This is a genomic window from uncultured Roseobacter sp., from assembly GCF_947495275.1.
Classification (GTDB): Bacteria; Pseudomonadota; Alphaproteobacteria; order Rhodobacterales; family Rhodobacteraceae; genus Roseobacter.
Window position 1 is genome coordinate 450087 of the sequence record NZ_CANLYL010000001.1, and the last position, 24490, is coordinate 474576.

At 58.4% G+C, this 24490-nt stretch carries 19 protein-coding genes; 9 read left to right on the forward strand and 10 right to left on the reverse strand.

Going from position 1 to position 24490, the window contains the following annotated elements; genetic code table 11:
• Positions 1-29: 29 nt before the first annotated feature.
• Both Q0802_RS02195 and Q0802_RS02200 read right to left on the reverse strand, forming a co-directional pair.
• Complete coding sequence (locus tag Q0802_RS02195; protein WP_298912902.1) at positions 30-1238, reverse strand: aminotransferase class I/II-fold pyridoxal phosphate-dependent enzyme; 1209 nt, start codon at positions 1236-1238, stop codon at positions 30-32.
• 46 nt (positions 1239-1284) lie between these two features.
• Positions 1285-1950: an HAD-IA family hydrolase gene (locus Q0802_RS02200; protein WP_298912905.1), complete on the reverse strand. Its 666-nt coding sequence runs from the start codon at positions 1948-1950 to the stop codon at positions 1285-1287.
• Positions 1951-2089: 139 nt separating this feature from the next.
• Between Q0802_RS02200 and glmU the strand changes: the two genes are divergently transcribed.
• The 3 genes from glmU to Q0802_RS02215 are packed head-to-tail and all read left to right on the forward strand — an operon-like array spanning position 2090 to position 5823.
• Entirely contained in the window at positions 2090-3442 is a 1353-nt protein-coding gene (glmU, locus tag Q0802_RS02205) for a bifunctional UDP-N-acetylglucosamine diphosphorylase/glucosamine-1-phosphate N-acetyltransferase GlmU (protein WP_298912908.1), read from the forward strand.
• A gap of 3 nt (positions 3443-3445) precedes the next feature.
• Entirely contained in the window at positions 3446-5266 is a 1821-nt protein-coding gene (glmS, locus tag Q0802_RS02210) for a glutamine--fructose-6-phosphate transaminase (isomerizing) (RefSeq protein ID WP_298912910.1), read from the forward strand.
• Between the two features lie 2 nt (positions 5267-5268).
• Positions 5269-5823 carry a pyridoxamine 5'-phosphate oxidase family protein gene (locus Q0802_RS02215; RefSeq protein ID WP_298912912.1) on the forward strand — a complete coding sequence of 185 codons (555 nt, stop codon included), beginning with the start codon at positions 5269-5271 and terminating at the stop codon, positions 5821-5823.
• A gap of 12 nt (positions 5824-5835) precedes the next feature.
• Here Q0802_RS02215 and Q0802_RS02220 read toward each other — a convergent pair whose 3' ends face one another.
• Positions 5836-6318, reverse strand: a complete 483-nt coding sequence (locus tag Q0802_RS02220; RefSeq protein ID WP_298912914.1) for a hypothetical protein — start codon at positions 6316-6318, stop codon at positions 5836-5838.
• Between the two features lie 85 nt (positions 6319-6403).
• Here Q0802_RS02220 and moaA point away from each other — a divergent pair, with 85 nt between their 5' ends.
• From moaA to Q0802_RS02235, 3 genes are read left to right on the forward strand one after another with little or no spacing between them, the layout of a single operon-like run.
• Positions 6404-7411, forward strand: coding sequence for a GTP 3',8-cyclase MoaA (gene moaA / locus Q0802_RS02225; RefSeq protein WP_298913557.1), 1008 nt, complete (start codon positions 6404-6406; stop codon positions 7409-7411).
• Between the two features lie 9 nt (positions 7412-7420).
• Positions 7421-8719 carry a 3-deoxy-D-manno-octulosonic acid transferase gene (locus Q0802_RS02230; protein WP_298912916.1) on the forward strand — a complete coding sequence of 433 codons (1299 nt, stop codon included), beginning with the start codon at positions 7421-7423 and terminating at the stop codon, positions 8717-8719.
• Positions 8716-9780: a glycosyltransferase family 4 protein gene (locus Q0802_RS02235; RefSeq protein ID WP_298912918.1), complete on the forward strand. Its 1065-nt coding sequence runs from the start codon at positions 8716-8718 to the stop codon at positions 9778-9780. The genes Q0802_RS02230 and Q0802_RS02235 overlap by 4 nt, the downstream gene beginning before the upstream one ends.
• Here the strand turns inward: Q0802_RS02235 and Q0802_RS02240 are convergent.
• From Q0802_RS02240 to Q0802_RS02255, 4 genes are all read right to left on the reverse strand, one after another.
• Positions 9777-10943: a M20 aminoacylase family protein gene (locus Q0802_RS02240; protein WP_298912920.1), complete on the reverse strand. Its 1167-nt coding sequence runs from the start codon at positions 10941-10943 to the stop codon at positions 9777-9779. The two genes, Q0802_RS02235 and Q0802_RS02240, sit on opposite strands and share 4 nt — an antisense overlap.
• A 200-nt stretch (positions 10944-11143) precedes the next feature.
• Complete coding sequence (locus Q0802_RS02245; protein ID WP_298912922.1) at positions 11144-12490, reverse strand: FAD-binding oxidoreductase; 1347 nt, start codon at positions 12488-12490, stop codon at positions 11144-11146.
• Positions 12491-12559: 69 nt separating this feature from the next.
• Positions 12560-13723, reverse strand: coding sequence for an acetylornithine deacetylase (gene argE, locus Q0802_RS02250; protein ID WP_298912925.1), 1164 nt, complete (start codon positions 13721-13723; stop codon positions 12560-12562).
• A gap of 6 nt (positions 13724-13729) precedes the next feature.
• A complete protein-coding gene (locus Q0802_RS02255) occupies positions 13730-15574 on the reverse strand; it encodes an ABC transporter ATP-binding protein (protein WP_298912927.1) in 1845 nt (614 codons plus the stop codon).
• Positions 15575-15850: 276 nt separating this feature from the next.
• On the opposite strand from Q0802_RS02255, the gene Q0802_RS02260 reads away from it, so the two are divergent.
• From Q0802_RS02260 to Q0802_RS02270, 3 genes are all read left to right on the forward strand, one after another.
• Positions 15851-17572, forward strand: a complete 1722-nt coding sequence (locus tag Q0802_RS02260; protein WP_298912929.1) for a peptide ABC transporter substrate-binding protein — start codon at positions 15851-15853, stop codon at positions 17570-17572.
• Positions 17573-17685: 113 nt separating this feature from the next.
• Entirely contained in the window at positions 17686-18693 is a 1008-nt protein-coding gene (locus tag Q0802_RS02265) for an ABC transporter permease (RefSeq protein WP_298912932.1), read from the forward strand.
• Entirely contained in the window at positions 18686-19672 is a 987-nt protein-coding gene (locus tag Q0802_RS02270) for an ABC transporter permease (protein WP_298912934.1), read from the forward strand. The genes Q0802_RS02265 and Q0802_RS02270 overlap by 8 nt, the downstream gene beginning before the upstream one ends.
• A gap of 62 nt (positions 19673-19734) precedes the next feature.
• Here the strand turns inward: Q0802_RS02270 and Q0802_RS02275 are convergent, their stop codons facing one another.
• From Q0802_RS02275 to Q0802_RS02285, 3 genes are all read right to left on the reverse strand, one after another.
• Positions 19735-21018, reverse strand: a complete 1284-nt coding sequence (locus tag Q0802_RS02275; RefSeq protein WP_298912937.1) for a DUF3422 domain-containing protein — start codon at positions 21016-21018, stop codon at positions 19735-19737.
• 438 nt (positions 21019-21456) lie between these two features.
• Positions 21457-22890 carry an NAD(P)(+) transhydrogenase (Re/Si-specific) subunit beta gene (locus Q0802_RS02280; RefSeq protein ID WP_298912940.1) on the reverse strand — a complete coding sequence of 478 codons (1434 nt, stop codon included), beginning with the start codon at positions 22888-22890 and terminating at the stop codon, positions 21457-21459.
• 17 nt (positions 22891-22907) lie between these two features.
• Positions 22908-24482 (reverse strand): Re/Si-specific NAD(P)(+) transhydrogenase subunit alpha, encoded by a 1575-nt coding sequence (locus tag Q0802_RS02285; protein ID WP_298912943.1) that lies wholly within the window; start codon positions 24480-24482, stop codon positions 22908-22910.
• Between the last annotated feature and the right edge of the window lie 8 nt (positions 24483-24490).

Genomic DNA, 24490 nt, shown 5'->3' on the forward strand with positions numbered 1-24490 from the left:
GCCCTTCCCTGCGTGACTTGCGTTTCGGATTATTCAGCTGCCGTCGACTGGCCCTGATAGACCGCGCTGACCTCTGCGCGGATGATGCGGGCGATCAAGGCACAATCCTCCAGCGAGAACGTCAGCGGCACCCGCATGTCAACGATGCCCGCCAGCACGCGGTCGGTTGCAGGCATGGCGGGGGCTTCCGCGTAGCGCCAACTGTCATAGCGGCTGGTGAAGCCAACCGGCTCCGCGCCGCCGAACCATTTCAGCTCGACACCGCGCGCGGCACAGCGCTTCACGACGCTCAAGACATCCTCCGCCGACCAGTCCAGCAGCAGGAACTGAATGGAGGAACCGACAATCGTTTCCTGTGCGGGCCGCTCGATCACCGTCAGACCCGGCGTGTCACGCAGCCCTTTTTCAAGGCAAAAGTACCGCTCGTTCCAGCGCGCGCATTGCTTTGCAAGATCCGCCACCTGCGGGCGCAGAATGGCCGCGCGCAGGTTATCCATCCGGCCCGAGATATTGGGCGTCTCATAGCGGATATTCTCGAAAGCTTCCTTGGGCGGGGCCGCAAGGTGACGCTCATAGAGCATGTAGGAGCCTGACAGGATCACCGCACGCGCCGCGATTTCCGCGTCATCGGTCACGAAAAACCCACCCTCGCCGGAATTCACATGTTTATAGGTCTGGCAGGAATAACACCCGACGGCACCCTGACGCCCCGAGGGCACGCCATTCCATGCCGCGCCCATCGTATGCGCGCAATCCTCGATCACCGTGATGCCCGCCGCATCGCAAATGGCCATCAACCGGTCCATATCGCAGATATGGCCCCGCATGTGACTGAGCAGCAGAACCTTAGCCGCCTCAGATTTTGACTGAAGATCGTCAAGATCAATGGTCAGCGCTTCGGTGACACCCACGAACACCGGGTTTGCCCCCACGGCGGCGATGGCACCGGGCACCGGCGCAAGCGTGAAAGCATTAGAAAGCACCGGATCGCCCGGTTTGACACCCACGGCGCGCAGAGCTGTGGCCATCGCATAGCCCCCCGATGCCACGGCGAGGCAGTATTTAGCCCCAACCGATGCGGCGAACTCCTGCTCCAGCAGCGCGGTTTCGCTGACCTCACCCGCTGCCGTGTTGTACCGGTGCAAACGCCCATGACGCAGCACAGCCATGGCCGCGTCGATACCCGCTTCGGGGATCGGTTCCTGCTGCGTAAAGCTGCCTTTGAAAATTTCCGTCATTTCATGTCCCTCGTGGCTCTGACTTTGGGTGGACATAGCATTCTGGTCAAGCCAGCAGGCTGTCCACGATACCGGGAAGATCCGCGTAGTCCTGCAACAGGGCTTCGGGTTGCAAGGCCGCCATATCCCCCCCCGCCGGGCCGAATGTCACCAGAACGCAAGGAACACCCGCCGCCCTTGCGGTATTTCTATCGGTGTCTGAATCGCCGATCAGGACGCATTTTTTCGGATCCCCACCAGCGCGCCGGGCCGTCTCAAAAAGCGGTTCCGGATCCGGTTTGCGCACCGACAGCGTGTCTGCGCCGATCAGGGCGGCAAAAGCGTCCCGCACGCCGAGGCTTTGCAAGAGGATATCCGCCAGCGCTTCGGGCTTGTTGGTACAAATCCCAACACCGTATCCCTCGATCTTCAGCCGTTCGACGGCCTCCATCGCGCGCGGGTAGAGTACCGTGTGGACATCAATCGCGGACCTGTAGGCCTCCAGAAGAACGGGGTAGTAGCGATCCGTCATTTCCGCGGCATCGGACTGGCCAAGTCGTTTCATACCAAGGTTGAGCATTGCCCGCCCACCCCGCAATGCGGTGCCCGCATCCGACAACGGGTCCAGCACATCGCCCGCCCCCATATCGCGGAAACACTGATTGGCGGCGGCAATCAGGTCACCGCTGGTGTCGGCCAACGTGCCATCCAGGTCAAAAATTACCGTTTTCATGCCTTCTCCGCGCTTCATTCTTCGGACAGGTCGTTGCCGTAAGATGTTGCAAGCCGCAACCTTCTTTGATCCGCACACGTCTTGCGCCGCCCTGCCAGACGGATAAACAGGGCCGCGACAGAACACAAAGAGAAACATTATGACAACCGCTTTGATCATTTTGGCTGCAGGCAAGGGAACCCGGATGAATTCCGACCTGCCCAAAGTGCTTCACCCGCTGGCGGGCGCACCGCTTCTGGTGCATGCCATGCAGACCGGTGCCAGCCTTGAGCCTACACATTCGGTCGTTGTTGCCGGGCACGGGGCCGAGATGGTGCGCAAGGCTGCGCTGACCCATGACGAAACGGCCGTCGTGGTCGAGCAAACCGAACAGTTGGGCACCGGACATGCCACGGCGCAAGCGCGCGCAGCCCTGGCCGATTTTGATGGCACAGCCATCGTGATCTTTGGCGACACGCCATTCGTGCGGTCGGAAACGCTCGCTGCAATGGTTGAGGCACAATCCAGCAATGATCTGGTCGTTCTTGGGTTCGAGGCGGCAGACCCGGGGCGTTACGGTCGCCTTGTCGTTCAGGACGATCAGTTGGAACGCATCGTCGAATTCAAAGATGCGTCGGAAGCTGAGCGCGGGATCACCCTGTGCAATAGCGGTGTCGTCGCCTGCAATGCCAATCTGCTCTTCAAGCTCATCGACGCAGTGGGGAACGACAATGCAGCTGGCGAATACTATCTGACGGATATCGTCGGCATCGCCCGGGCCCGCGACCTGAGCGCCACGGTTGTCACCTGCGCAGAAAGCGAAACGCTGGGCATCAACACCCGCGCGGAACTTGCCAGCGCCGAAGCCGCCTTCCAGTCCAATGCCCGGGCCCGCGCGGTTGATGATGGCGTCACGCTACCAGCCCCGGAAACCGTCCATTTTGCTTTTGATACGGTGATCGGGCGCGACACGATTGTTGAACCGAATGTTGTTTTCGGGCCCGGCGTGACCGTGGAATCTGGTGCCACCATACGTGCATTTTCGCATCTGGAAGGATGTCATGTCGCCCGTGGCGCCATTATCGGACCTTATGCCCGGCTGCGTCCGGGCGCAGAACTGAGCGAGAACACCCGCGTGGGAAATTTCGTCGAAATCAAGAATGCCCAGATCGGCGAAGGCAGCAAGGTCAACCACCTTAGCTACATTGGGGATGCCGTGCTTGGTGCCCAGACGAACATAGGCGCCGGAACGATCACCTGCAACTATGACGGGGTGATGAAGCATCGCACCGAAATCGGCGACAATGTCTTTATCGGGTCAAATACGATGCTCGTCGCCCCCGTTCATATCGGTGACGGTGCCATGACGGGCAGTGGCTCGGTAATTACCTCCGATGTGGAGGCGAACGCACTTGCCATCGCCCGCGCGCCACAGGTGGAGAAACCCGGCACAGCGGCAAAACTGATACAGATACTCAAGGCAAAGAAAGCCAAACTTCAAAGAGGCAGCTGATCTATGTGTGGAATTGTAGGTGTTTTGGGCAATCATGAAGTTGCGCCCATTCTTGTCGAAGCGCTCAAAAGGCTTGAGTACCGAGGGTACGATAGCGCGGGCATTGCGACCGTCGAAAACGGTGCACTGGATCGGCGTCGTGCTGTTGGCAAGCTCGTCAACCTGTCCGATTTGCTTGTCCACGAACCATTGGCCGGAAAATCCGGCATCGGTCACACACGCTGGGCAACCCATGGTGCCCCTTCGGTGCTGAACGCACACCCGCATCAGGCCGGACGCGTGGCTGTCGTGCATAATGGGATCATTGAGAACTTCCGTGAATTGCGCGCAGAGCTTTCGGAAAAAGGCGTGGATTTCGTCACCGAAACCGACACTGAAACCGTGGCCTTACTGACCGAATACTACATGTCCCAAGGGGCAGCGCCGGTTGCGGCGGCCAATCAGGCACTTGACCGGTTGCAAGGCGCCTTCGCGCTGGCTTTCCTGTTTTCCGGCGAAGACGATCTGATTGTGGCAGCACGCCAGGGCTCGCCGCTGGCCATCGGTCACGGCGAGGGAGAAATGTTTGTTGGATCCGACGCCATCGCCTTGTCACCGCTGACCGATCGCATCAGCTATCTGGAAGAAGGCGACCGCGCGGTCGTGACACGAAACTCCGTCGAGGTGCGCGATATCAACGGCACCCTGGCAAACCGCGCCATCAGGACCGTCCAGGTGGGGGCCACGCGCATCGACAAGGCCGGGCACAAACACTTCATGGCCAAGGAAATTGCTGAACAGCCAACGGTGATTGCCCAGGCACTGGGTCACTACCTGAGCGCGGATGGCGAAATCAGCTTGCCGAACCCCGGGGTTGATTTCACTTCTATCGACCGGTTGACCATGGTCGCATGCGGCACCGCATTCTACGCTTGCCTGACCGCGAAATACTGGTTCGAACAAATTGCCCGCCTGCCCGTCGATGTCGATGTGGCATCGGAATTCCGCTATCGCGAACCCCCGATCCCGGATCGGACCGCCGCCCTTTTTGTCAGCCAGTCAGGAGAGACCGCCGACACATTGGCTGCCTTGAGATATTGTGAGGGCAAGGCGGGGCGCATTCTGTCCGTCGTGAATGTGCCAGAAAGCTCCATCGCGCGCGAGAGCGATCTTGTCTTGCCAATCCATGCCGGTGTCGAAGTGGGTGTTGCATCGACAAAAGCTTTCAGTTGCCAGCTGACGGTATTGTTCATGCTGGCGCTGAAAGCTGCGCGCGATCGCGGAGAGATAGATGCAAAGACGCTCGCAGATCACCTCAACGCACTACGCAGCATTCCCGGCGTTCTGAGTACGGCGCTGGAAAGTAGCAAAGCGATGCAAAAGGCCTCCCTGAAGCTCGCCGAAGCGCGCGATGTCTTGTTTCTGGGGCGTGGTCTGATGTATCCGCTGGCACTGGAGGGGGCGTTAAAACTGAAGGAAATCAGCTATATACACGCTGAGGCATATGCATCTGGGGAACTCAAGCACGGCCCGATTGCCCTTGTCGATAAATCCGTTCCGGTCGTTGTCATGGCCCCCAGAGATGCGCTGTTCGACAAAACTGTCAGCAATATGCAAGAAGTCATGGCCCGCAAGGGTCGCGTCATTCTGATTTCAGACAAACAAGGCTTGAAAGAGGCCGGCGACGGTGCCTACGCGACAATAGAATTACCGTCAGTACCTGACGCCGTCACACCGATTCTATATGCTATCCCCGCTCAACTGCTCGCCTACCACACTGCCGTTGCCAAAGGCACGGACGTGGATCAGCCACGTAACCTGGCAAAATCTGTCACGGTGGAATAGCGATGGCCAAGCAGTTTGACGGCCTGAGCGAGGTGCTGACCCGTTTCATCGAAGCGCAGCATATCTTTTTCGTCGGGTCAGCAGCACCTGACGGTCAGGTCAACATCTCGCCAAAGGGTATGGACAGCTTGCGGGTTTTAGGCCCCAACCGAATTGTCTGGCGAAACCTGACAGGATCTGGAAATGAAACCGCTGGCCATCTGGCGCAACTCAATCGCATGACGCTGATGTGGTGCGGCTTCGAAGCAAAGCCGATGATCTTGAGGACATATGGAACCGCGAAAACGCTGCATCTTCGCGATGAGGCGTTTCGCTCCCTGAACGCGCTGTTTCCCCATTCGGACGGCGCGCGTCAAATTTACGACGTGTCACTCGATCTCGTACAGACAAGCTGCGGTTATGCTGTCCCCTTCATGGCCTATCAGGGGGAGCGGGACGTTCTGCGCAATTGGACCGAAGACAAGACGCCCGAGGAGATCGCGACCTATTGGGAGACGCGCAACCAGCACACCATTGATGGCGCGCCAACTTATGTCACGAGCCCCAAAACACCTTAAAGCCAAGACACCTTAAAGACTGACATCCACGGTCACCAGATCTGTCAGATTGACGCCGAGCAGGCGCATCGCGGCAAGTGACATGCGGCTGCCGGCGGTTTCGGGGCCTGCAATGGGGATCAACGTCACGGCCACGGTCTTACCCGTCGCAGGATTGCGCACTTTGCCCATGGTCTCATCTGAAACAAGCGGTGTCTTCAGCCAGAAACCCGGCTCTGCCGGGCTTCCCAGCGAAGCAACCGTCTGACCCAGCGATCGGCCCGTGGCGCCTGCACCGCTGGCCGCTGCCCTCTCGGAGGCCGTCGTGGTATCCAGAACGTCAGCCGTTTGCGGAGCGTTGGCGCCCAAAGCGGTTGGCTGTGCGGTCGCAGTCGGTTCAACCGACGGTGCCTTTGCGCCCCCCAGGGCCACATTGAGCTGATTGAGTTCAGCGCAACCTGCCGTGGACAGAGCACCGACAATCAGGACCATCTTCAAAGCGCAAACATGTCTCATAAGACGTCTAAAGCATAGATGGCCGATACACATCAATGCCGTTAACCCCTTGCTGCGTCTTGGCCAGCGCATTACCTATGACAGCATGAATGCTCCATTGATCGATCCTTTCGCCCGCGCAATTACCTATTTGAGGGTCTCGGTGACCGACCGCTGCGATTTTCGCTGCGTCTATTGCATGTCTGAGAACATGACATTTCTGCCCAAAAAGGAGTTGCTGACACTGGAAGAACTGGACCGTATGTGTTCGACCTTCATCGGGCTTGGCGTCGAAAAACTGCGCATCACCGGAGGCGAGCCTCTTGTGCGCAAGGGTATCATGACGTTCTTTGAAGGTATGACGCGACATCTTGAAAGCGGCGCGCTCAAGGAACTGACCCTCACAACCAATGGCAGCCAGTTGGAACGGTTCGCAAAAGACCTCTATGCTGCCGGGGTGCGGCGCGTAAACGTGTCTCTTGATACATTGGACGAAGGCAAGTTTGCTGACATCACCCGATGGGGACGCTTGCCGCAGGTGTTGCGCGGAATCGATGCGGCGCAGTCAGCGGGGCTACGGGTCAAGCTGAACGCTGTTGCACTCAAGGATTTCAATGAAGAAGAGTTACCCTACATCACCCGTTGGTGTGCGGACCGGGATATTGATCTGACATGGATCGAGGTCATGCCGATGGGTGACATCGGGAACGAGGACCGTTTGGGCCAGTACTGGTCGCTCAAGGACGTGCGCGCGCGGTATGCAGAGCACTACACCGTCACCGATCTGGCAGAACGTACCGGCGGCCCTGCACGTTATGTCCGGCTGGAGGAAACAGGACAGAAAATCGGGTTTATCACACCGCTGAGCCACAACTTCTGCGAAAGCTGCAACCGCGTGCGCCTGACCTGCACTGGTGAGATTTTCATGTGCCTCGGCCAGGAGGACGCCGCAGACCTGCGCGCGCCGCTGCGCGCGCACCCTGCCGATGACGGGCCCCTCGAAGATGCCATCCGCGCGGCGATCGCGTTAAAGCCCAAAGGGCATGATTTCGACTATTCCCGTCAACGCCTGGACGGTCAGATGCCTCGCCATATGAGCCATACCGGCGGCTGACCTGAGCCAATGCGCGCACCGCTGCTCTTTCATGTCTATGTGGCGGCAACCACGTTGCTGATCCCTTTCGCGGCCTGGGCGCAGACACGCAAGATGCGTCGCCAGGGTGTTTCAGTGCTGCGCGCGCACGAGAAACTCGGCCATGCCAGTCAGCCTCGTACGGGGGGCGGAAAACTCGTCTGGTTTCATGCGGCCTCGGTTGGCGAGAGCCTGTCGGTTCTGGCGCTGATAACGCGCATGGGTGAGATGCTGCCCCGCGCCCAATTCCTGATCACCTCCGGCACGCCGACGTCGGCGAAGCTGGTTGCCGACCGTTTGCCGCCGCGCACCGTGCACCAGTTTGCGCCGCTCGATGCCCGTGGCCCCGTCAGCCGTTTCCTGCAACACTGGCGACCTGCTGCCGCAGTCTTCGTTGAGAGCGAGCTTTGGCCGCAGATGCTGCGCATGACCCGGAACACAGGCGCAAGCATGGCGCTGGTGAATGCGCGCCTCAGCGCAAAATCGCGCGCCGCCTGGACGAACAAGCCAGCTCTGGCGGCTTATATCTTCGATGTCTTCGATCTGATCCTCACGCAGAATGACGACATGGCGCAGGCCATGGTGAACATGCATGCGCCCGCCGATCGGGTTGCCCGGGGGATAAACCTCAAATCCATGTCGGCCCCCCTGCCGACCGACCCTGCCGTCCTTGCGCCCGCCCGCACGGCAATCAAGGGACGCCCCGTCTGGGTTGCAGCCTCCACCCACAAAGGGGAGGAGGCGATTGTTCTTGAAGCCCATAGAGCGCTTTTGCGTGATTATCCGGAGCTGCTCCTGATCCTGGTGCCGCGCCATCCCGAACGCAGCGCTGAAATCGCAGGGCTGATCAACAGTGGTGGGTTCAGCTGCGCTGTTCGCTCAAAAGGTGACCATCCGAAGGCGGGTGAAGCCGTCTACCTTGCCGACACGCTTGGCGAGTTGGGCAATTGGTATGCTCTTTCGGATGTTGTCTTTCTGGGCGGATCATTGTTGCCTATTGGTGGTCATAACCCCTTTGAAGTTGTGCAATCGGGTGCTGCGGTCATCTCAGGGCCTCATGTGACGAATTTCGCTGAAACGTTTTCCGACATGGAAAAATCGGGCGTAGCCCGCATTGCAGAGGACGGCCCTGCTCTTGCGCAGGCGGTTCAAATGATGCTGCAAGACGGTGCGCATCGCGCCACTGCATTGCAGGCCGCGCGCGACTATGTTCAGGACAAGGCGGATCAGCTCAGCGGTATTGCAAGCCGCCTGATCCGAATGCTCAAGCTGGAGGATGATATCCGATGACAGCCCCGCTCCCACCCCTGCGCGACATCGATGTCATTGCGCCCAATTTCAAACGGCGGCATTCCGGTGTGACATCGACGGTGATACGTCTCGTGCCGCTTCAGGCCCGCGACATCGCCATTGCCGCCTGTGCGCCTGATCTGCCACCGGAGGTGCCCAACCTCGCGCCCGGAAAACTGCTGCTGCTGCCGCGCAGCGGTCCCTCCGGAGCGCGCGTCTGGCATGCTAGGCGCAATGTTGAAATGATCGCCGGGCTGGCATTAAAATATCTCGCAGGCAAACGTCTGAAACTGCTTTTTACATCTGCTGCGCAACGTCGGCATACCGGATTTACCCGATGGCTCCTGCGGCAGATGGATGCGATCATTGCGACCTCTTCCAAATCTGCAAGTTATCTTGATCACGAGGCGACCGTCATTCGACACGGCGTGGATTGCGCGTTGTTTCAACCGGTGCAAGACAGAAAGGCGCTGCGCGAGGCTCTTGCTCTGCCCGGCGACGGCCCGTTGATCGGGTGTTTTGGTCGTATACGGCACCAAAAGGGTAATGACCTTTTCGTCGCAGCCATGATCGAGGTTTTTGCCGCCCACAAAACCGCCAAAGCGTTGATCATGGGACGTGCGACGACAGAGCATCAGGATTTCCTCAAGAAACTTAAGGAAGATGTCGCTGCGGCGGGTCTGGCTGACCGCATTCTCTTTCGCGACGAGGTGCCGATAGAAGACCTGGCAAAACATTTTCAGGCCCTTGATCTTTATGTCGCCCCGCAACGCTGGGAAGGGTTCGGACTGACCCCACTGGAAGCCATGGCCTGTGGCGCGCCCGCAGTGGCCACCAAAGTCGGCGCTTTTGAAGAACTCATTGCAGAAGGCGAAACCGGTCATCTGGTGGATATAGAGGATGTGCCCGCCATGGTGACAGCGATCGACGGAATATTGGCCGATGACGCCAAGCGCGACGCAATGTCCAAAGCAGCGCGCGCCCGGGCCGTTGGCAACTTCCGACTGGAGCAGGAAGCTGCCGCAATTGTCGCCGTTTATCGAAAGTTGCTCGCCAGCTAACCGGCAGCAGGTAGGCGCTGTTCCACAATTTCTGCCCACCAGCTGCACCCCGCTGGGATCGCCTCATCGTTGAAATTATACTCCGGATGATGAACCGCGGCCCCCGGGCCGTTTCCGACGAGAATATAGGCGCCCGGTCTCTCTTCGAGCATGAAGGCAAAATCCTCTCCCCCCATGACCAGAGGCGCTTCCTCGCAGGCGCCCGCAACTTTTTCTGCGACCTTCGCTGCAAATTCCGTCTGCTCATCATGATTGACCATAACCGGATAGTTGCGCGTGTAATCCACGCGGGCCTCCGCCCCGAAACTTGCGGCAATCCCAGTCGCAACCGCCTTCAGCCGTGTTTCCGCCAGATCGCGCATCTCCGTTGTCATGGTGCGCACGGTTCCCTTGAGCAAAACGCGCTGCGGGATGACATTGAAGGCTTTTGAAGAGGTCTCAAAAGACGTCACTGAAACGACGATCTGATCGACAGGATCGGCGTTGCGGCTCGCAATGGTCTGTGCCGCAATGACAATATGGCTGGCGACAATTGTGGTATCGATCGTTTCATGGGGTTTTGCCGCGTGTCCGCCCAGACCTTCCACTTCGATCTCGAAAATATCCGTGGCGGCAAAAAAGGCACCGGGGCGAATTGCAAAACTGCCCATCGGATGACCCGGCCAGTTGTGCATGCCGTAAACTTCCTGGATGCCGAACCGCGCCATCATACCGTCGTTACACATCTCGCGCCCGCCGCCACCGCCTTCTTCTGCGGGTTGGAAAATCACCACTGCTGTGCCATCGAAATTCCGCGTCTCTGCGAGGTATTTTGCCGCGCCCAGCAACATGGCCGTATGACCATCATGGCCACAGGCGTGCATCGCACCCGGTGTTTTGGAGGCATATGCGACACCCGTCTGCTCGTGTATCGGCAGCGCATCCATATCTGCACGCAGCCCGACAACCTTGCCGGACCTATTTGTCTTGCCCTTGATCACGCCGACGACACCGGTTCTGCCGATACCAGTCACAACCTCGTCGCACCCGAAAGCTTCCAGTTTTTCCGCCACCAGCGCAGAGGTGCGATGGGTGTCGAACAACAATTCGGGGTGCTCGTGCAGATCGCGCCGCCAGGCAGTGATTTCATCGTGCAATTCGGCAAAACGGTTTTTGACGGGCATTCGGGATTTCTCCTTGAAATATCGTTGGTGCCAAGTGGGTTGTGATCTGCCGGGGCAGATGACCTTACGACATCAGGCTACTGGGCTTATGTGCCGACAGGGGCACTCAGAAACGGGCATGATTCTGCCTTCCTGAAAGCCATCTTAAACCTCCCTGCAGCGGCTTCAACCTGATCCGAGCGCTTTTGCAAGATGTCGCGTTATAGCGCGGGACCAAGGCGCATCGCACTGCCGTCAGCAAAACGCGAAAACCGAAAACGGTCAAGATCATGCCCCGGATCCTTGCCCTGTGCGAGATCAGCCAGAATGCGCCCCATGGCCGGACCGATGCCAAAACCATGACCGCTCATTCCCGTCCCCAGCGTCAGTCCGGGGAGAGCCGCCACGCGATCTACAACTGGAACAAGGTCAGGCATCGTATCAATCATCCCGGCCCAAGTATGGGAGAGGTCGAAATCGGGCAATTCCGGAAACAGGGCGGCAAACTGACCCTTGAGCCGATTCGCCCGCGATCTGTTCGGAGCCGGATTCAGAACACGCATGCTTTCAAAGGGGCTGATACCACCCTCAAGCCAGCGCCGCGGCGTTGTCCACGCATCGGGATACCCATGCGGTGCCGCTGGATAAAACCGGGTACCAAAAGGCTCAGCCCGCAATTGCGTGAGGAATTTTGGCAGTGAGCGCAGCGCGTTCCAACCTATGAAGAGTTCGTGAAATCCGCCTGGCGCCAACGTATAGCCACCATCTACCCGCCGCCTGAAAGCGATCTTGTCATCTGCAACACCGCCCTCAGTGATCAACGGCAACGCACTGGTCGCGGCAACTGTTGCGCGCACTGAAAGCTGCGGCAGAAAAACCTCCTGACTACCCAGCAGGAGAGCGGACCATGCACCCCCGGCCAGAATCACTTCAGGCGCGGAAATTCTGCCCTGTTCCGTGATCACGCCCGCCACACGCCCTGCCGCAAGATCAAGCGCTCGCGCGGCACAGTTTTCAACAATGCAAGCTCCCTCACGCACCGCTATGCCAGCGAGGGCAGGAACGGCGACCCAAGGCTCGGCGCGCATATCGGAGGCCGTATGCAACGCCCCTGAATAAGTTTGCGACATGCCCGGCACCAGAGCTGCGGTCTCTGCCGCACCCATCGTTCTTGTATCGACACCAAGCTCTTGGGCAATCGGCGCCCAAGCTGCGTATTTGGCCATCTGGGCTTCGGATTTCGCAAGGTATGTGACGCCCGCTTGCCGTAGTCCGATGTCCTGATTGGTTTGCGTCGCAAGCTCTCGCCATAGCCTGTTGGCCTCGACCATGATCGGCAATTCATCGGGATCACGCCCCTGCTGCCTGATCCATCCCCAATTCCGGCTGGATTGTTCCGCCGCAACGCGTCCCTTTTCCAAAAGCACCGTTTTTTTCCCGGCACGGGCCAGGAACAGGGCCGATGAGACGCCAATGATCCCACCGCCGATCACCACCACATCTGCCTGATCAGGGAGAGGGCCGGGGAACTTTACGGGTGTTTCAAGAGAAATCGGAAACGGCTGCATTTCAGATTTGGGCCTTTGCGCCAATCATGTTGCGATATCTATGCTCGGACGCCATGTCACTGGCGTGCTTCATGAGCCCAACTGAGCAACAAGCTTTTGCATGAAAGTATGGCCGGCCTCGAATTCAGCCACGGAGATAAACTCATTGGGCTGATGCGCCTGAGCAATATCGCCGGGACCACAGATCACCGCGGAATACCCTGCTTGCTGAAACTGCCCTGCCTCGGTTCCGTAGCTGACCACGTGGCTGGCGTTATCGCCTGTTAGCGCACGTGCAAGACTTTCCGCTTCTCCCGCTTCTTCGGGTCGCAGTGCAGGGACATCGAAACGCGGGGTGATCTCGATCCGGGTTTCGGGGACAACCGCTTGCATCAACGCCTCGACTTCCGCAACACGCGCCCGGTAGCGCGCCTCCCAGGCGTCCTTGTCTTCTCCGGGAACAACGCGGAAATCGACAGCAAAGCGGCAATCCTTTGCAGTGATGTTATGGGCCGTTCCGCCTTCGATCATGCCGACATGCACCGTGGTAAAGGGTGGGTCGAACATCGCCGCCACATCCCCGGGCGGATGCGCGCTGTTTTGGGCATTCATCTCATTGGCCCATTCGATCAGCTTGGCGCCATACATGATAGCGTTGACGCCGCGATCCATCAATGAGCTGTGGACTTCAAAACCCTGCACATGGGTGTCGAAACCGGTCCCACCTTTATGACCAGACACCGCCCGCATCGAAGAGGGTTCCCCCACGATCACCGCAGAGCCTTTGGGCAACACGGGCTGCATCGCTTCGATCATCGGCGGCGCCCCGGTGCAGCCGATCTCTTCGTCAAAGCTCAGGGCGATTTGCAGCGGTCGTTTGATGCCAGCGTGGTGCGCCTCGACCAGCGCCCAGATCGCCAGCGCATCGAACCCTTTCATGTCGCAGGTGCCACGCCCGTAGTATTTTCCCTCTTTTTCAACAACCTCGTAAGGGTCCGTCTCCCAGGGCTGGCCATCGACGGGCACCACATCCGTATGGCCTGACAGCACCACGGCACCCTCCTGCCAGGGGCCTACGTGGGCAAACACGGCCGCCTTCTGCGCGCCGGGGTCGGTATATCGGTGCGTTTCAATACCGTGATCGCCCAGATACCCCTCCACCCAGTTGACAAGGGGTAGGTTGGTGTCGCGGCTGACGGTCGGAAACGCCACAAGGTTTCGCATGATTTCCAGCGGGGTGAGACGTGCGGCCATGAAAGATCAGTATCCGCTGTCCGTTTCGAGAACAAAATGGCCCGGTTCCACCTCGTTGTAGACAGAGGGCTCCGGCGCATAGCCGACGGGGTGGATCGGTGACGGGATCGGCTTGAAATTCAGCTCGCTTTCATCCTTGCGTTTGCGCGGATCCGCAATGGGCACCGCTTTCATCAAGGCCTGGGTGTACGCATGCTGAGGGTTCTCAAACACCCGCGGTCGGGGTCCAAGCTCAACAATCCGACCCAGATACATCACGCCGACATGGTGGCTTACGCGTTCAACCACCGCCATATCGTGGCTGATGAAAAGGAAAGACAAACCCATTTCGGCCTGCAATTCCATCATCAGGTTCAGCACCTGCGCCTGCACCGAGACATCCAGCGCCGAGACTGCCTCGTCCGCAATGATCAGCTTGGGATTAAGCGCAAGCGCGCGCGCAATGGCCACCCGCTGACGTTGTCCGCCTGACAACTCATGGGGGAAACGTCGCATGAAACTGCGCGGCAGTTCCACCCGGTCGAACAGCATAGCCACACGGTCGTGAACCGCCGATCCCTTCAGCGTACCATAGTTATGAATAGGTTCGGCCACCTGATCGCTGAGCTGCATTTGCGGGTTAAGCGAGGCAAAGGGATCCTGAAAGATCATCTGCATGTCCAATCGCGCTTCTCGCAGCGCTTTCTGGTCCAATGCCATGATGTCTGTGCCATCAAGATCGACCTCGCCCGACATAGGATCGACCAGCCTCAGAATTGACCGCCCCGCAGTGGATTTTCCACATCCGCTTTCGCCCACAAGGCTGAGCGTCTGACCTTTGTTGATGGTGAAGGACAAATCCTCGACCGCGTGTACATTAGCGACGGTGCGCCGAAAGAACCCGCCTTTGACCGGGAATCTTGTCGTCAGGTTCTTGACCGACAGCAAGACCTCCTCGGTTCCGGGAATGGGATGGATGGCGTTATTTTCCGACCCCAGCAGCTTCATCGGCTCCGGCAATGGTTTCCCGGTCATTTCCCCCAACTTGGGAACGGCGGCCAACAAGGCCTTGGTGTAAGGGTGCTGCGGATTCTCGAAAATCTCCGCGACCGGCCCCTCTTCAACCTTGTTGCCGCGAAACATCACCACAACCCGGTCAGCCATTTGCGCCACGACGGCCATATCATGGGTAATAAACATCACCGCTGTCCCGGTTTCCCGTTTCAATCGGTCCATCAGCGCAAGTATCTCGGCCTGAATGGTCACATCCAAAGCTGTCGTGGGTTCGTCGGCAATAAGCAGCCGCGGCTTACAGGCCAAGGCCATCGCAATCACCACCCGCTGGCGCATACCACCGGACAATTCGTGCGGGTATTGAACCAGCCGCCGCTCCGGTTCCGGAATGCGCACCTCGCGCAAAAGCTCAAGCGCGCGCGCTTCGGCCTCTGCCTTTGTCATATCCTTGTGCAGGCGCAAACCTTCGGTGAGTTGCCGCCCCACTGTGAAAACCGGATTCAGGGCCGTCATCGGCTCCTGAAAAATCATGCCAATCTCGTTGCCACGGATGGAGCGCATTTTCTCGGGATCGGTATCGGCCAGATCCACGTCATCAGCACCGGGGCGGTCGAACCAAAGCTGGCCACCGGTGATTTCACCACCGCCAAATTCCACGAGACGCATCAAAGACAAGGACGATACTGACTTACCGGACCCGCTTTCACCCACCACGCAGACGGTCTCGCCCGGATTGATGTCAAAGGAGACATCTTCCACCCCGACAACCGGCCCGTCCTTGGTCTGAAACTCGACCCGCAGCCCTTTGATTTGTGCAATTGGGTGCACGGTTAAGGTGTCTTGTTCTTGATCCAGCATCGCCGCCCCTGAAGTTCTTGTCTCAGGACGCTAAAGCCAAGCAGCCTCCGGTGTCAAACCCGTCAGCCACAGTTGCCACAAAGTCGTCCATCACAAGGGTTGCTTTTTCCGAAAAAGATGCTTCGATGGGCATATGCATCCGGGGGATCGGCTCAAAAACTGCGTCTTTTCGCAAAGTTAGGCCAATGTTCTCACATCACCTCCGGTCGGCACCCAAGCGCCCAGGACGTAATCGAGGCGCGTAACGGCACGAATGTGTCCAACATGGAGTATAAAATGAAACTCAAAACCCTATTGATGGGGGCAATCGCCACAACTGCTTTGGCACCCGTCGCATTCGCCGACGGCCACGAAGGGGAACGCGGTCGCGACGGTCAGGTCAACATCATCTATTGGCAAGCGCCTTCGATCCTGAACCCCTATCTGTCTGGCGGTACGAAGGATCTGGAATCCGCGTCCCTGGTGATCGAACCCCTTGGTCGCTATGATGAAAATGGTGCTTTGGTTCCTTACCTGGTCGACGAAATCCCTACCGTTGAAAACGGTGGCGTGAGCGAAGACCTCAAATCCATCACATGGAAACTGACGGAAGGTCTGGTCTGGTCTGACGGCTCACCCGTAACCTCCGCTGACGTCGCATTTACCGCAGAATATTGCATGCACCCCGAAGGTGGCTGCGCTCAGGCGTCCAAGTTTGACGGCGTGGAAAGCGTTGAGGTTCTGGATGACCTCACAGTCAAAGTGAATTTCGTGGATGCCAAACCGAATCCCTATGGTCCCTTCATGGGTGGCCAATCTCCGATCATTCAAAAGGCACAATTTGCAGACTGCCTGGGCGCCAAGGCACCTGAATGCACGGATGCAAATTTCAACCCCATCGGCACAGGCCCCTTCGTGGTGACGGATTTCCGTCCGAATGACGTGATCCAGATGGTTGCCAATGAGAATTACCGCGAAGCAGGCAAACCCGCCTTTTCCTCACTGACGTTCAAGGGTGGCGGCGATGCCACGGCCGCTGGTCGTGCCGTGCTGGAAACCGGCGAGTTCGATTATGCCTGGAACCTGCAACTGGCGCCTGATGTGCTGGCGAAAATGGCCGAAGGCGGCAAGGGCACGCCCATCGCGGCTTTCGGGACGCTGGTGGAACGTCTGGAGATGAACCTGACGAACCCATCGCCTGATCTGCCGGAAGGTGAGCGCTCAACTCTTGCGCACCCGCACCCTTTCCTGTCGGACTTCAACGTTCGCAAAGCGCTCTCAATGGCAATCGACCGCGAGTTGCTGGTCGAGATTGGGTATGGTCAGGCAGGTCGTGCGACCTGTAACCTTGTCCCTGCCCCGGCACTCTATGCCTCCGACAACACCGAATGCCTGACCCAGGACATTGACGGTGCCAAGGCGCTGCTGGACGAAGCGGGCTGGACTGACAGCGATGGCGACGGCGTGCGCGACAAGGACGGCGTGAAACTGTCGATCCTCTATCAGACCTCCACCAATGCCGTGCGTCAGGACTTCCAGGCGCTGATTAAGGACTGGTGGAACCAGATCGGCGTTGAAACCGAGTTGCGGAATCTTGACGCTTCCGTCTTCTTCGGTGGTGATCCGGGCTCGCCCGACACCTTCCAGAAGTTCTATGCGGACGTTGAAATGTACGCCAACAACTTCGATGGCACAGATCCGCAGGCCTACCTGTCTGCCTATCGTTGCGGCAATGAGCCCAAGCCTGCGAGCCAATGGCAGGGTGAGAATATCAACCGCTTCTGCAACGAAGAGTACGACCAGTTGCTCGACGAGCTGGCGCGGACAGGTGAGTTGGACAAACGCGGCGAAATTGCCAAACGCCTGAACGACATCATCACCCGCGAAACGATGACCATCGTGCCGCTGGTGGATCGCGGTCGTGTGTCGGCGCACTCCAACACACTTGGTGGTGTGATCCTGAACACATGGGACAGCGAACTGTGGAACGCAGCTGACTGGTACCGTATCGGCAGCTGATGTGAAACGGGCGGGGTGCGCATCAGCGCCTCGCCCACCCCTCGCATCCAGCCTCTTTCTGGACGCTGGTTGAGTTCCACCAATAACAAGACTGACGCATAAAGGCGTAGCACATGCTGACATACACCATCAGACGGTTGGTCCTGTCGATCCCGACGCTGCTGTTTATTTCACTGGTGATTTTCCTGCTCCTGCAACTGGCCCCGGGTGATCCCATGGCGCAGGTGCCCCTGACCGTCCCTCCGGAAGTCAAACAGAAGATGCGCGAAGCCCTGGGCCTCGGCGCTCCGGCCCATGTCCAATACTGGAAATGGCTGGTGCAATTCTTCTGGATCGAACCGCAGGTTCTGATCGACCACTGGTTTGGGACAGGTTTTGCCGAAGGCAAGTTACGGGTGATTTCCTGGCAGACCCGTTCTCCCGTGATGGATATCGTCATGCAGCGGATGCCCCAGACGCTTTGGGTTGTGGGCATGTCCTACATCGTCGGCATTCTGATTGCGCTGCCGATCGGTATCTATTCGGCCTACAAGCAGTATTCCCTTTTCGATCAGGCGGGTACTTTTGTTTCCATGATCGGGTTCTCGGTCCCCCCGTTTTTCTCCGGCGTTCTGGTCATCGTGATCTTTTCGGTCAATCTGGGCTGGTTCCCATCCATCTATGATACCACACACGTCGTCACCGACTGGGCGAGCTTCAAGGTTCAACTCCAACAAATGATCATGCCGGTTATGGTTCTGGCACTTCAGACCACGGCCCAGATCAGCCGTTTCATGCGGGCTTCAATGCTCGACAATCTCAATCAGGACTATGTGCGCACGGCGCGCGCCAAAGGGCTGAAAGAAAGCGCTGTGGTGCTGATCCACGTGTTGCGGAATTCCATGATCCCGATCATCACGGTTATCGCCCTTGGCATCCCCTCGATCTTCGGCGGCGCGATCATCACCGAAACCCTCTTCAAGGTGAATGGAATTGGCCAGTTGCTGTTGACGGCGCTATTTGCCAACGACCTGCCGATGGTGATGACGCTGACGTTTATCTTTGCCATCCTCATCGTTCTCTTCAATCTGATCGCGGATGTGCTCTACGGCATTCTCGATCCGAGGATTCGCTATGACTGATCAATCATCTGACCCGTCCGACATCGAACTCTATGGCGCGCTCAAGGACAAAGAACCGCCCAAAGAACCCCGCAGCCAATGGAAAGACGTCTGGGATCAGTTCCGCAAACACAAAGGCGCGCTGATCGGTGGTGGCTTCCTGCTGTTCATCACCCTCGCTGTTCTGATCGGACCCCTGGTATGGGATGTGGATCCGAAAAAGCTCGACATCCGGAACAAGGACATGCGCCCGCTCTACACCCTGCTCTGGGACGGAGACGCGCGTACCAGCTGGGCAAAACCCCTGGGCTCAGACAACCTGGGCCGCGATATTCTGGCGACACTGATCGCTGGTGGCCGCGCCTCCATGGCCGTGGGCTGGACGGCGATGGTACTGGCTCTGTTTATCGGCACCGCTGTTGGTGTCTCCGCGGGCTACTTCAAGCGGCTTGACGGACCTCTGATGCGGCTGACAGACCTTTTCTTGTCTCTGCCCATCCTGCCGCTGCTGCTGGTCGCCGTGACGCTCTTCCGACAACCGCTCAGGGCGAACTTTGGGCCGGAAACGGGGATGTTCATTCTGATTGTCGGCGTTATCGGGATCACCTCGTGGATGCAGACAGCCCGGATTGTACGTGGTGAAATCCTCGCTCTCAAGGAACGCGAATTCATACTCGCCGCCCGATCCATCGGCACTACGCCGTTCAAGATCATTCGACGTCACTTGCTGCCCAATGTTGTCTCCCCCATCATGGTCTCCGCGACATTGGGGCTGGCCACGGCCATCATCACCGAAAGCGCGCTCAGCTTCCTCGGTGTTGGCTTCCCGTCAGATTTTCCCACCTGGGGCAAACTGCTGTCAGACGCGGTTCCGCGCATGGAAGAATTCCCCGAACGGGTGATGCTGCCCGGCATTCTGATTTCATTGACCGTCCTGTCCGTGAATTACCTCGGCGACGGCCTGCGGGATGCCTTGGATCCCAGGATCAGAGGGCGCTAGCTACGGGACGGCGGGCGGGGCGTCTTGGCGCGTCCCGCGACAAGCGCGTCGTTCCGACGTCCCTACTCTACGGACTTCCGCAATCGCCGGATCATCGTCCAGACCAGCAGGACGACGGGCACGGTCGCAATCGCCGTCAGCATCCCCTTGCTGAGCCCTGTTGATTGCGTCAGCGGATAAAGCAGATAACCCACCAGCGACACCGCATAGTAGCTGATCGCCACAACCGACAACCCTTCGACCGTCCGTTGCAACCGCAATTGTAGATCCGACCGCCTATCCATGCTTTCCAGTAGCGATTGATTCTGCGCCGAGCGCTCCACATCCACACGGGTTCTGAGCAGATTCGACGCGCGGATGGATCGGCTCGACATCGCCTCCAGCCGCCGCTCCGCCGCATTGACGGTGCGCATGGCTGGTGCATAGCGGCGCATCATGAATTCCGCAAAATGCTGCCGGCCCTGAAAACGATCCTCTCGCAGGGCTTCAATCCGCTGATTGACCAGCGCCTCGTAAGCCCCCGTGGCACCAAATCGGAAAGAGCTTTGCGCGGAGAGCGTTTCCAGTTCGGCCGAAATTGCCAGCAGATTGTCCAGCGTCTTTTCAGCAGATGCTCGCTCGTCGCTCATCGCCCCCATCAATCCGGTCAGCTTGGTGTCGAGATCGTTCAGCTTTGGCTGAAGCGCCTTGACCCGCGCGAATCCGAGCATGGACATCGTCTTGTAGGTTTCAATCTCACACAGCCGTTGCACAATCCGCCCGATGCGCCGGGCGTCCGTTGCCGCATCGGCAAAAACCACAAAGCGTAGATGACCGTTCATGTCGATGCGGAAATCACCTGCCACAACCGCAGCTTTGTCCAGCACTTCCGAAACGGCAAGGCTTTCAGACACGAACCATTCGTTCAAAAGCGTTGTGACTTCCTCGTTCTTCGCCGGCCGGGGCGCAATGTGCAGCAACGCTGAGGTCATACGCTGGCCCGGTGCTGCTTCGAGCCAATCAGCCGGAAAAACATCAAATTGCGCCGGATCAAATGGCCGTCCTGAGACGCCTTCGGCAAAGGCGGTGTAGGTGACAAACTCCGTGTGTTGTTCCCATTTCAGCCAGTATTTCCCGATCTGTCCGTAGTAGTGCGTGGCCCCCGGTTGTGGGTGAGGCGCGCCATGCCGGTCCAGAAGCTCTGTCAGATGAGCCAGATCAAGCGCACGATCACGACTTACCGCATCGTTGGGTTGCTTGATGGCGATGTAGACCGCGGAACAAGGCGCATTCATCGACGGAAAAGGGCGCGCGTGCAATTCGTTTGCAAGCTTGTAGCGAAGAGGATGATCAGTAATGGGCGGCATAATATCTCGTCAAAGGGGTTTAGGCTCAATTAGGGCGGATCAGCTTGGAAGTAAAGAAAAAGCCCTTTTTATTCATTATCTTAGCGGTACACATTCGCATACCGCCCAAGAATTGCACCAAAAGATTCAGCAACCAGATCGCGGACCGCAAAAGGCCCTCATACCTGACGGAGCCTGTGCCCCTCGTAGGGAGCAATAAAGTGAGATGTATATCCGCGCCTTTGGCTCGATCCTCACAATCGCCGTACATGATGCCGGGCTTCGACGTGAATGGGCATGGAGGTGCGGCCGGCCCTGACAGCTTCTGCCCAAAGCGGCACTTCGCCACTGGCGCACAGGGTTGATATCTGCTGACATCAAGATGGGGTAGACGGTTAAAATCCGGCCCCCGGGTCAGGGGAGCCGGATTTCTCTGATACTTCGGCCAGCGCCGCAGTTTCAGTCGATCATTGGCAGGAGCTTGTCGAGCGATGCCTTGGCATCGCCATAAAACATGCGGGTATTCTCCTTGAAGAACAGCGGGTTCTCGATGCCCGAATAACCCGTGCCCTGACCGCGTTTGGAAACAAAGACCTGCTTGGCCTTCCAGCACTCCAGAACCGGCATGCCCGCGATGGGCGAGTTCGGGTCCTCCTGGGCTGCCGGGTTCACGATGTCGTTCGAACCGATGACAATCGCAACATCCGTTGAGGGGAAATCGTCGTTGATCTCATCCATCTCCATCACGATATCATAAGGCACCTTGGCCTCGGCCAGCAGCACATTCATATGCCCCGGCAGCCGCCCCGCGACAGGGTGAATGGCGAAGCGCACGTTCTTACCCTGCGCACGCAACTTGCGCACCAGCTCTGCGACACCCTGCTGGGCCTGCGCAACCGCCATCCCGTAACCCGGGATGATGATGACGCTGTCCGCCTCGTTGAGCGTGGCTGCAACACCGTCAGCCTCAATGGCGATCTGCTCGCCCTCCACGGCCATTTGCTCACCTGCAGGGCCGCCAAAGCCGCCCAAGATGACCGAGATGAACGACCGGTTCATCGCCTTGCACATGATGTAGCTCAGGATCGCACCAGAGGAGCCCACCAACGCGCCGACAACGATCAAGAGGTCATTGCCAAGGCTGAACCCGATCGCAGCAGCGGCCCAGCCGGAATAGCTGTTGAGCATCGAGACCACGACCGGCATATCCGCCCCACCGATCCCCATGATCAGGTGGTAACCGATAAAAAGCGCCGCCAAGGTCATGATGAAGAGCGGAAAGAACCCGCCGGAGTTGAAGTACCAGATAAGGCATATGAGGGAGAGACCCGCTGCACCTGCGTTCAACATGTGACCACCGGGCAGCTTTGTCGCAGCCGTATCGACCTTGCCCGCCAGCTTGCCATAGGCGATCACCGACCCGGTGAAAGTCACCGCCCCGATGAAGACACCAAGGAAAAGCTCCACCCGCAGGATGGCGATTTCCACGCCGTCCTTTTTGGCCAGCAGCGCTGCGAAACCCTCCAGGCTCTTGCGCATTACCTCATCCATCGCCAGGACGCGGACCAGTTCCAGATGCGCATTAAAGCCCACGAAAACCGCCGCGAGACCCACAAGACTGTGCATGGCAGCGACAAGCTGCGGCATCTCGGTCATCTGCACCCGTTGCGCCACGACGTAGCCAACAAACCCGCCACCGAGGATCAGGACCAGCGACAAAAGCCACCGGCCTTCGCCCGGCCCAAGCAAGGTTGCGATAACCGCAAGCCCCATTCCAACGATGCCATACCAGACCGCACGTTTCGCGCTTTCCTGCCCGGACAGACCGCCCAGGCTGAGAATGAAGAGGACGGCTGCAACCACATAGGCTGCTGTAGTAAATCCGAAGTCCATTTTTTCCGTCCCGTGCTTTAAGATTTCTGGAACATGGCGAGCATGCGCCGTGTCACGAGGAAGCCGCCGAATATATTAATTCCGGCCATAAATATCGAGAGCGCGGCCAGCAGAACCACCAGGAATGACCCCGAGCCGATCTGCATCAGCGCGCCCAGAATAATGATCGACGAAATGGCGTTTGTCACAGCCATCAGTGGCGTGTGCAGCGAATGCGCAACGCCCCAGATGACCTGGAACCCGACAAACACGGCAAGCACGAAAACGATGAAGTGCTGCATGAAGCTGGCCGGTGCGACAAGGCCCACGGCCAGGATCAAGGCACCACCGATGGCGAGCATTGTCACCTGATTGCGGGTCTCTTGCTTGAACGCCTCCACTTCGGCCGCGCGTTTTTCTTCGGCGGTCAGCTCCTTTGGTGCCTCTTTTTTCGGTGCTGCGGCAATCGCGGCAATCTTGGGAGGCGGTGGTGGGAAGGTGACTTCTTTCTTGTGGGTAATCGTAGCGCCCCGGATGACATCATCTTCCATGTCGTGATTGATCACACCGTCTTTTTCAGGTGTTAGATCAGCCATCATGTGACGGATGTTTGTGGCGTAAAGCGTGGAAGCCTGTGCGGCCATCCGGCTGGGGAAATCGGTGTAACCGATGATCGTAACCCCATTGTCTGTCACGATTTTTTCATCCATGACAGTCAGCTTGCAGTTGCCGCCCTTCTCTGCGGCCAGATCCACGATAACGGAGCCGGGTTTCATGGATTTCACCATGTCCTCGGTCCACAACTCAGGCGCTTCGCGGTTGGGGATCAGGGCCGTGGTGATCACGATATCCATATCCGGCGCCAGTTCACGGAACTTGGCCAACTGAGCCGCGGTGAATTCCGGGCTTGAAACAGCGGCATAACCGCCTGTGGCGGACCCATCCTGCTGTTCTTCATCAAAATCGAGGAAGACGAATTCGGCCCCCATCGACTCAACCTGTTCGGCCACCTCGGGCCTTACGTCAAACGCATAAGTAATGGCGCCCAGAGAAGTGGATGTACCGATCGCTGCCAAACCGGCCACACCGGCCCCGACAACGAGCACCTTCGCGGGCGGTACCTTGCCTGCGGCGGTCACCTGACCGGTAAAAAAGCGGCCAAAGTTGTTGCCGGCCTCGATCACCGCACGGTAACCAGCGATATTGGCCATGGAGGACAGCGCGTCCATTTTCTGGGCGCGGCTGATGCGCGGCACCATATCCATCGCAATGACTGTGGAGCCCTTTCGCGCAGAGGCTTCCATCAGATCGGTATTGCCTGCGGGGTTGAAAAAGCTGATCAGGGTCTGTCCATCCCGCAGCCGCTTGACCTCGGCATCAGAGGGTGCGCGCACCTTCGCCACGACATCTGCGGCCTTCCACAAGGCTGCGGCGGTTTTGACGACTTCAACGCCTGCTTCCTTGTAGTCCGCATTTGAAAAACCGGCCGCCGCCCCGGCGCCGGTTTCGATGACGCATTCATGGCCCAGCTTCTGCAGGTCCCGGGCCGACGCAGGCGTCATCGCAACCCGTGCTTCCCCTTCAAAGGTCTCTTTTGGTGTGCCGATCTTCAATTGGAGCT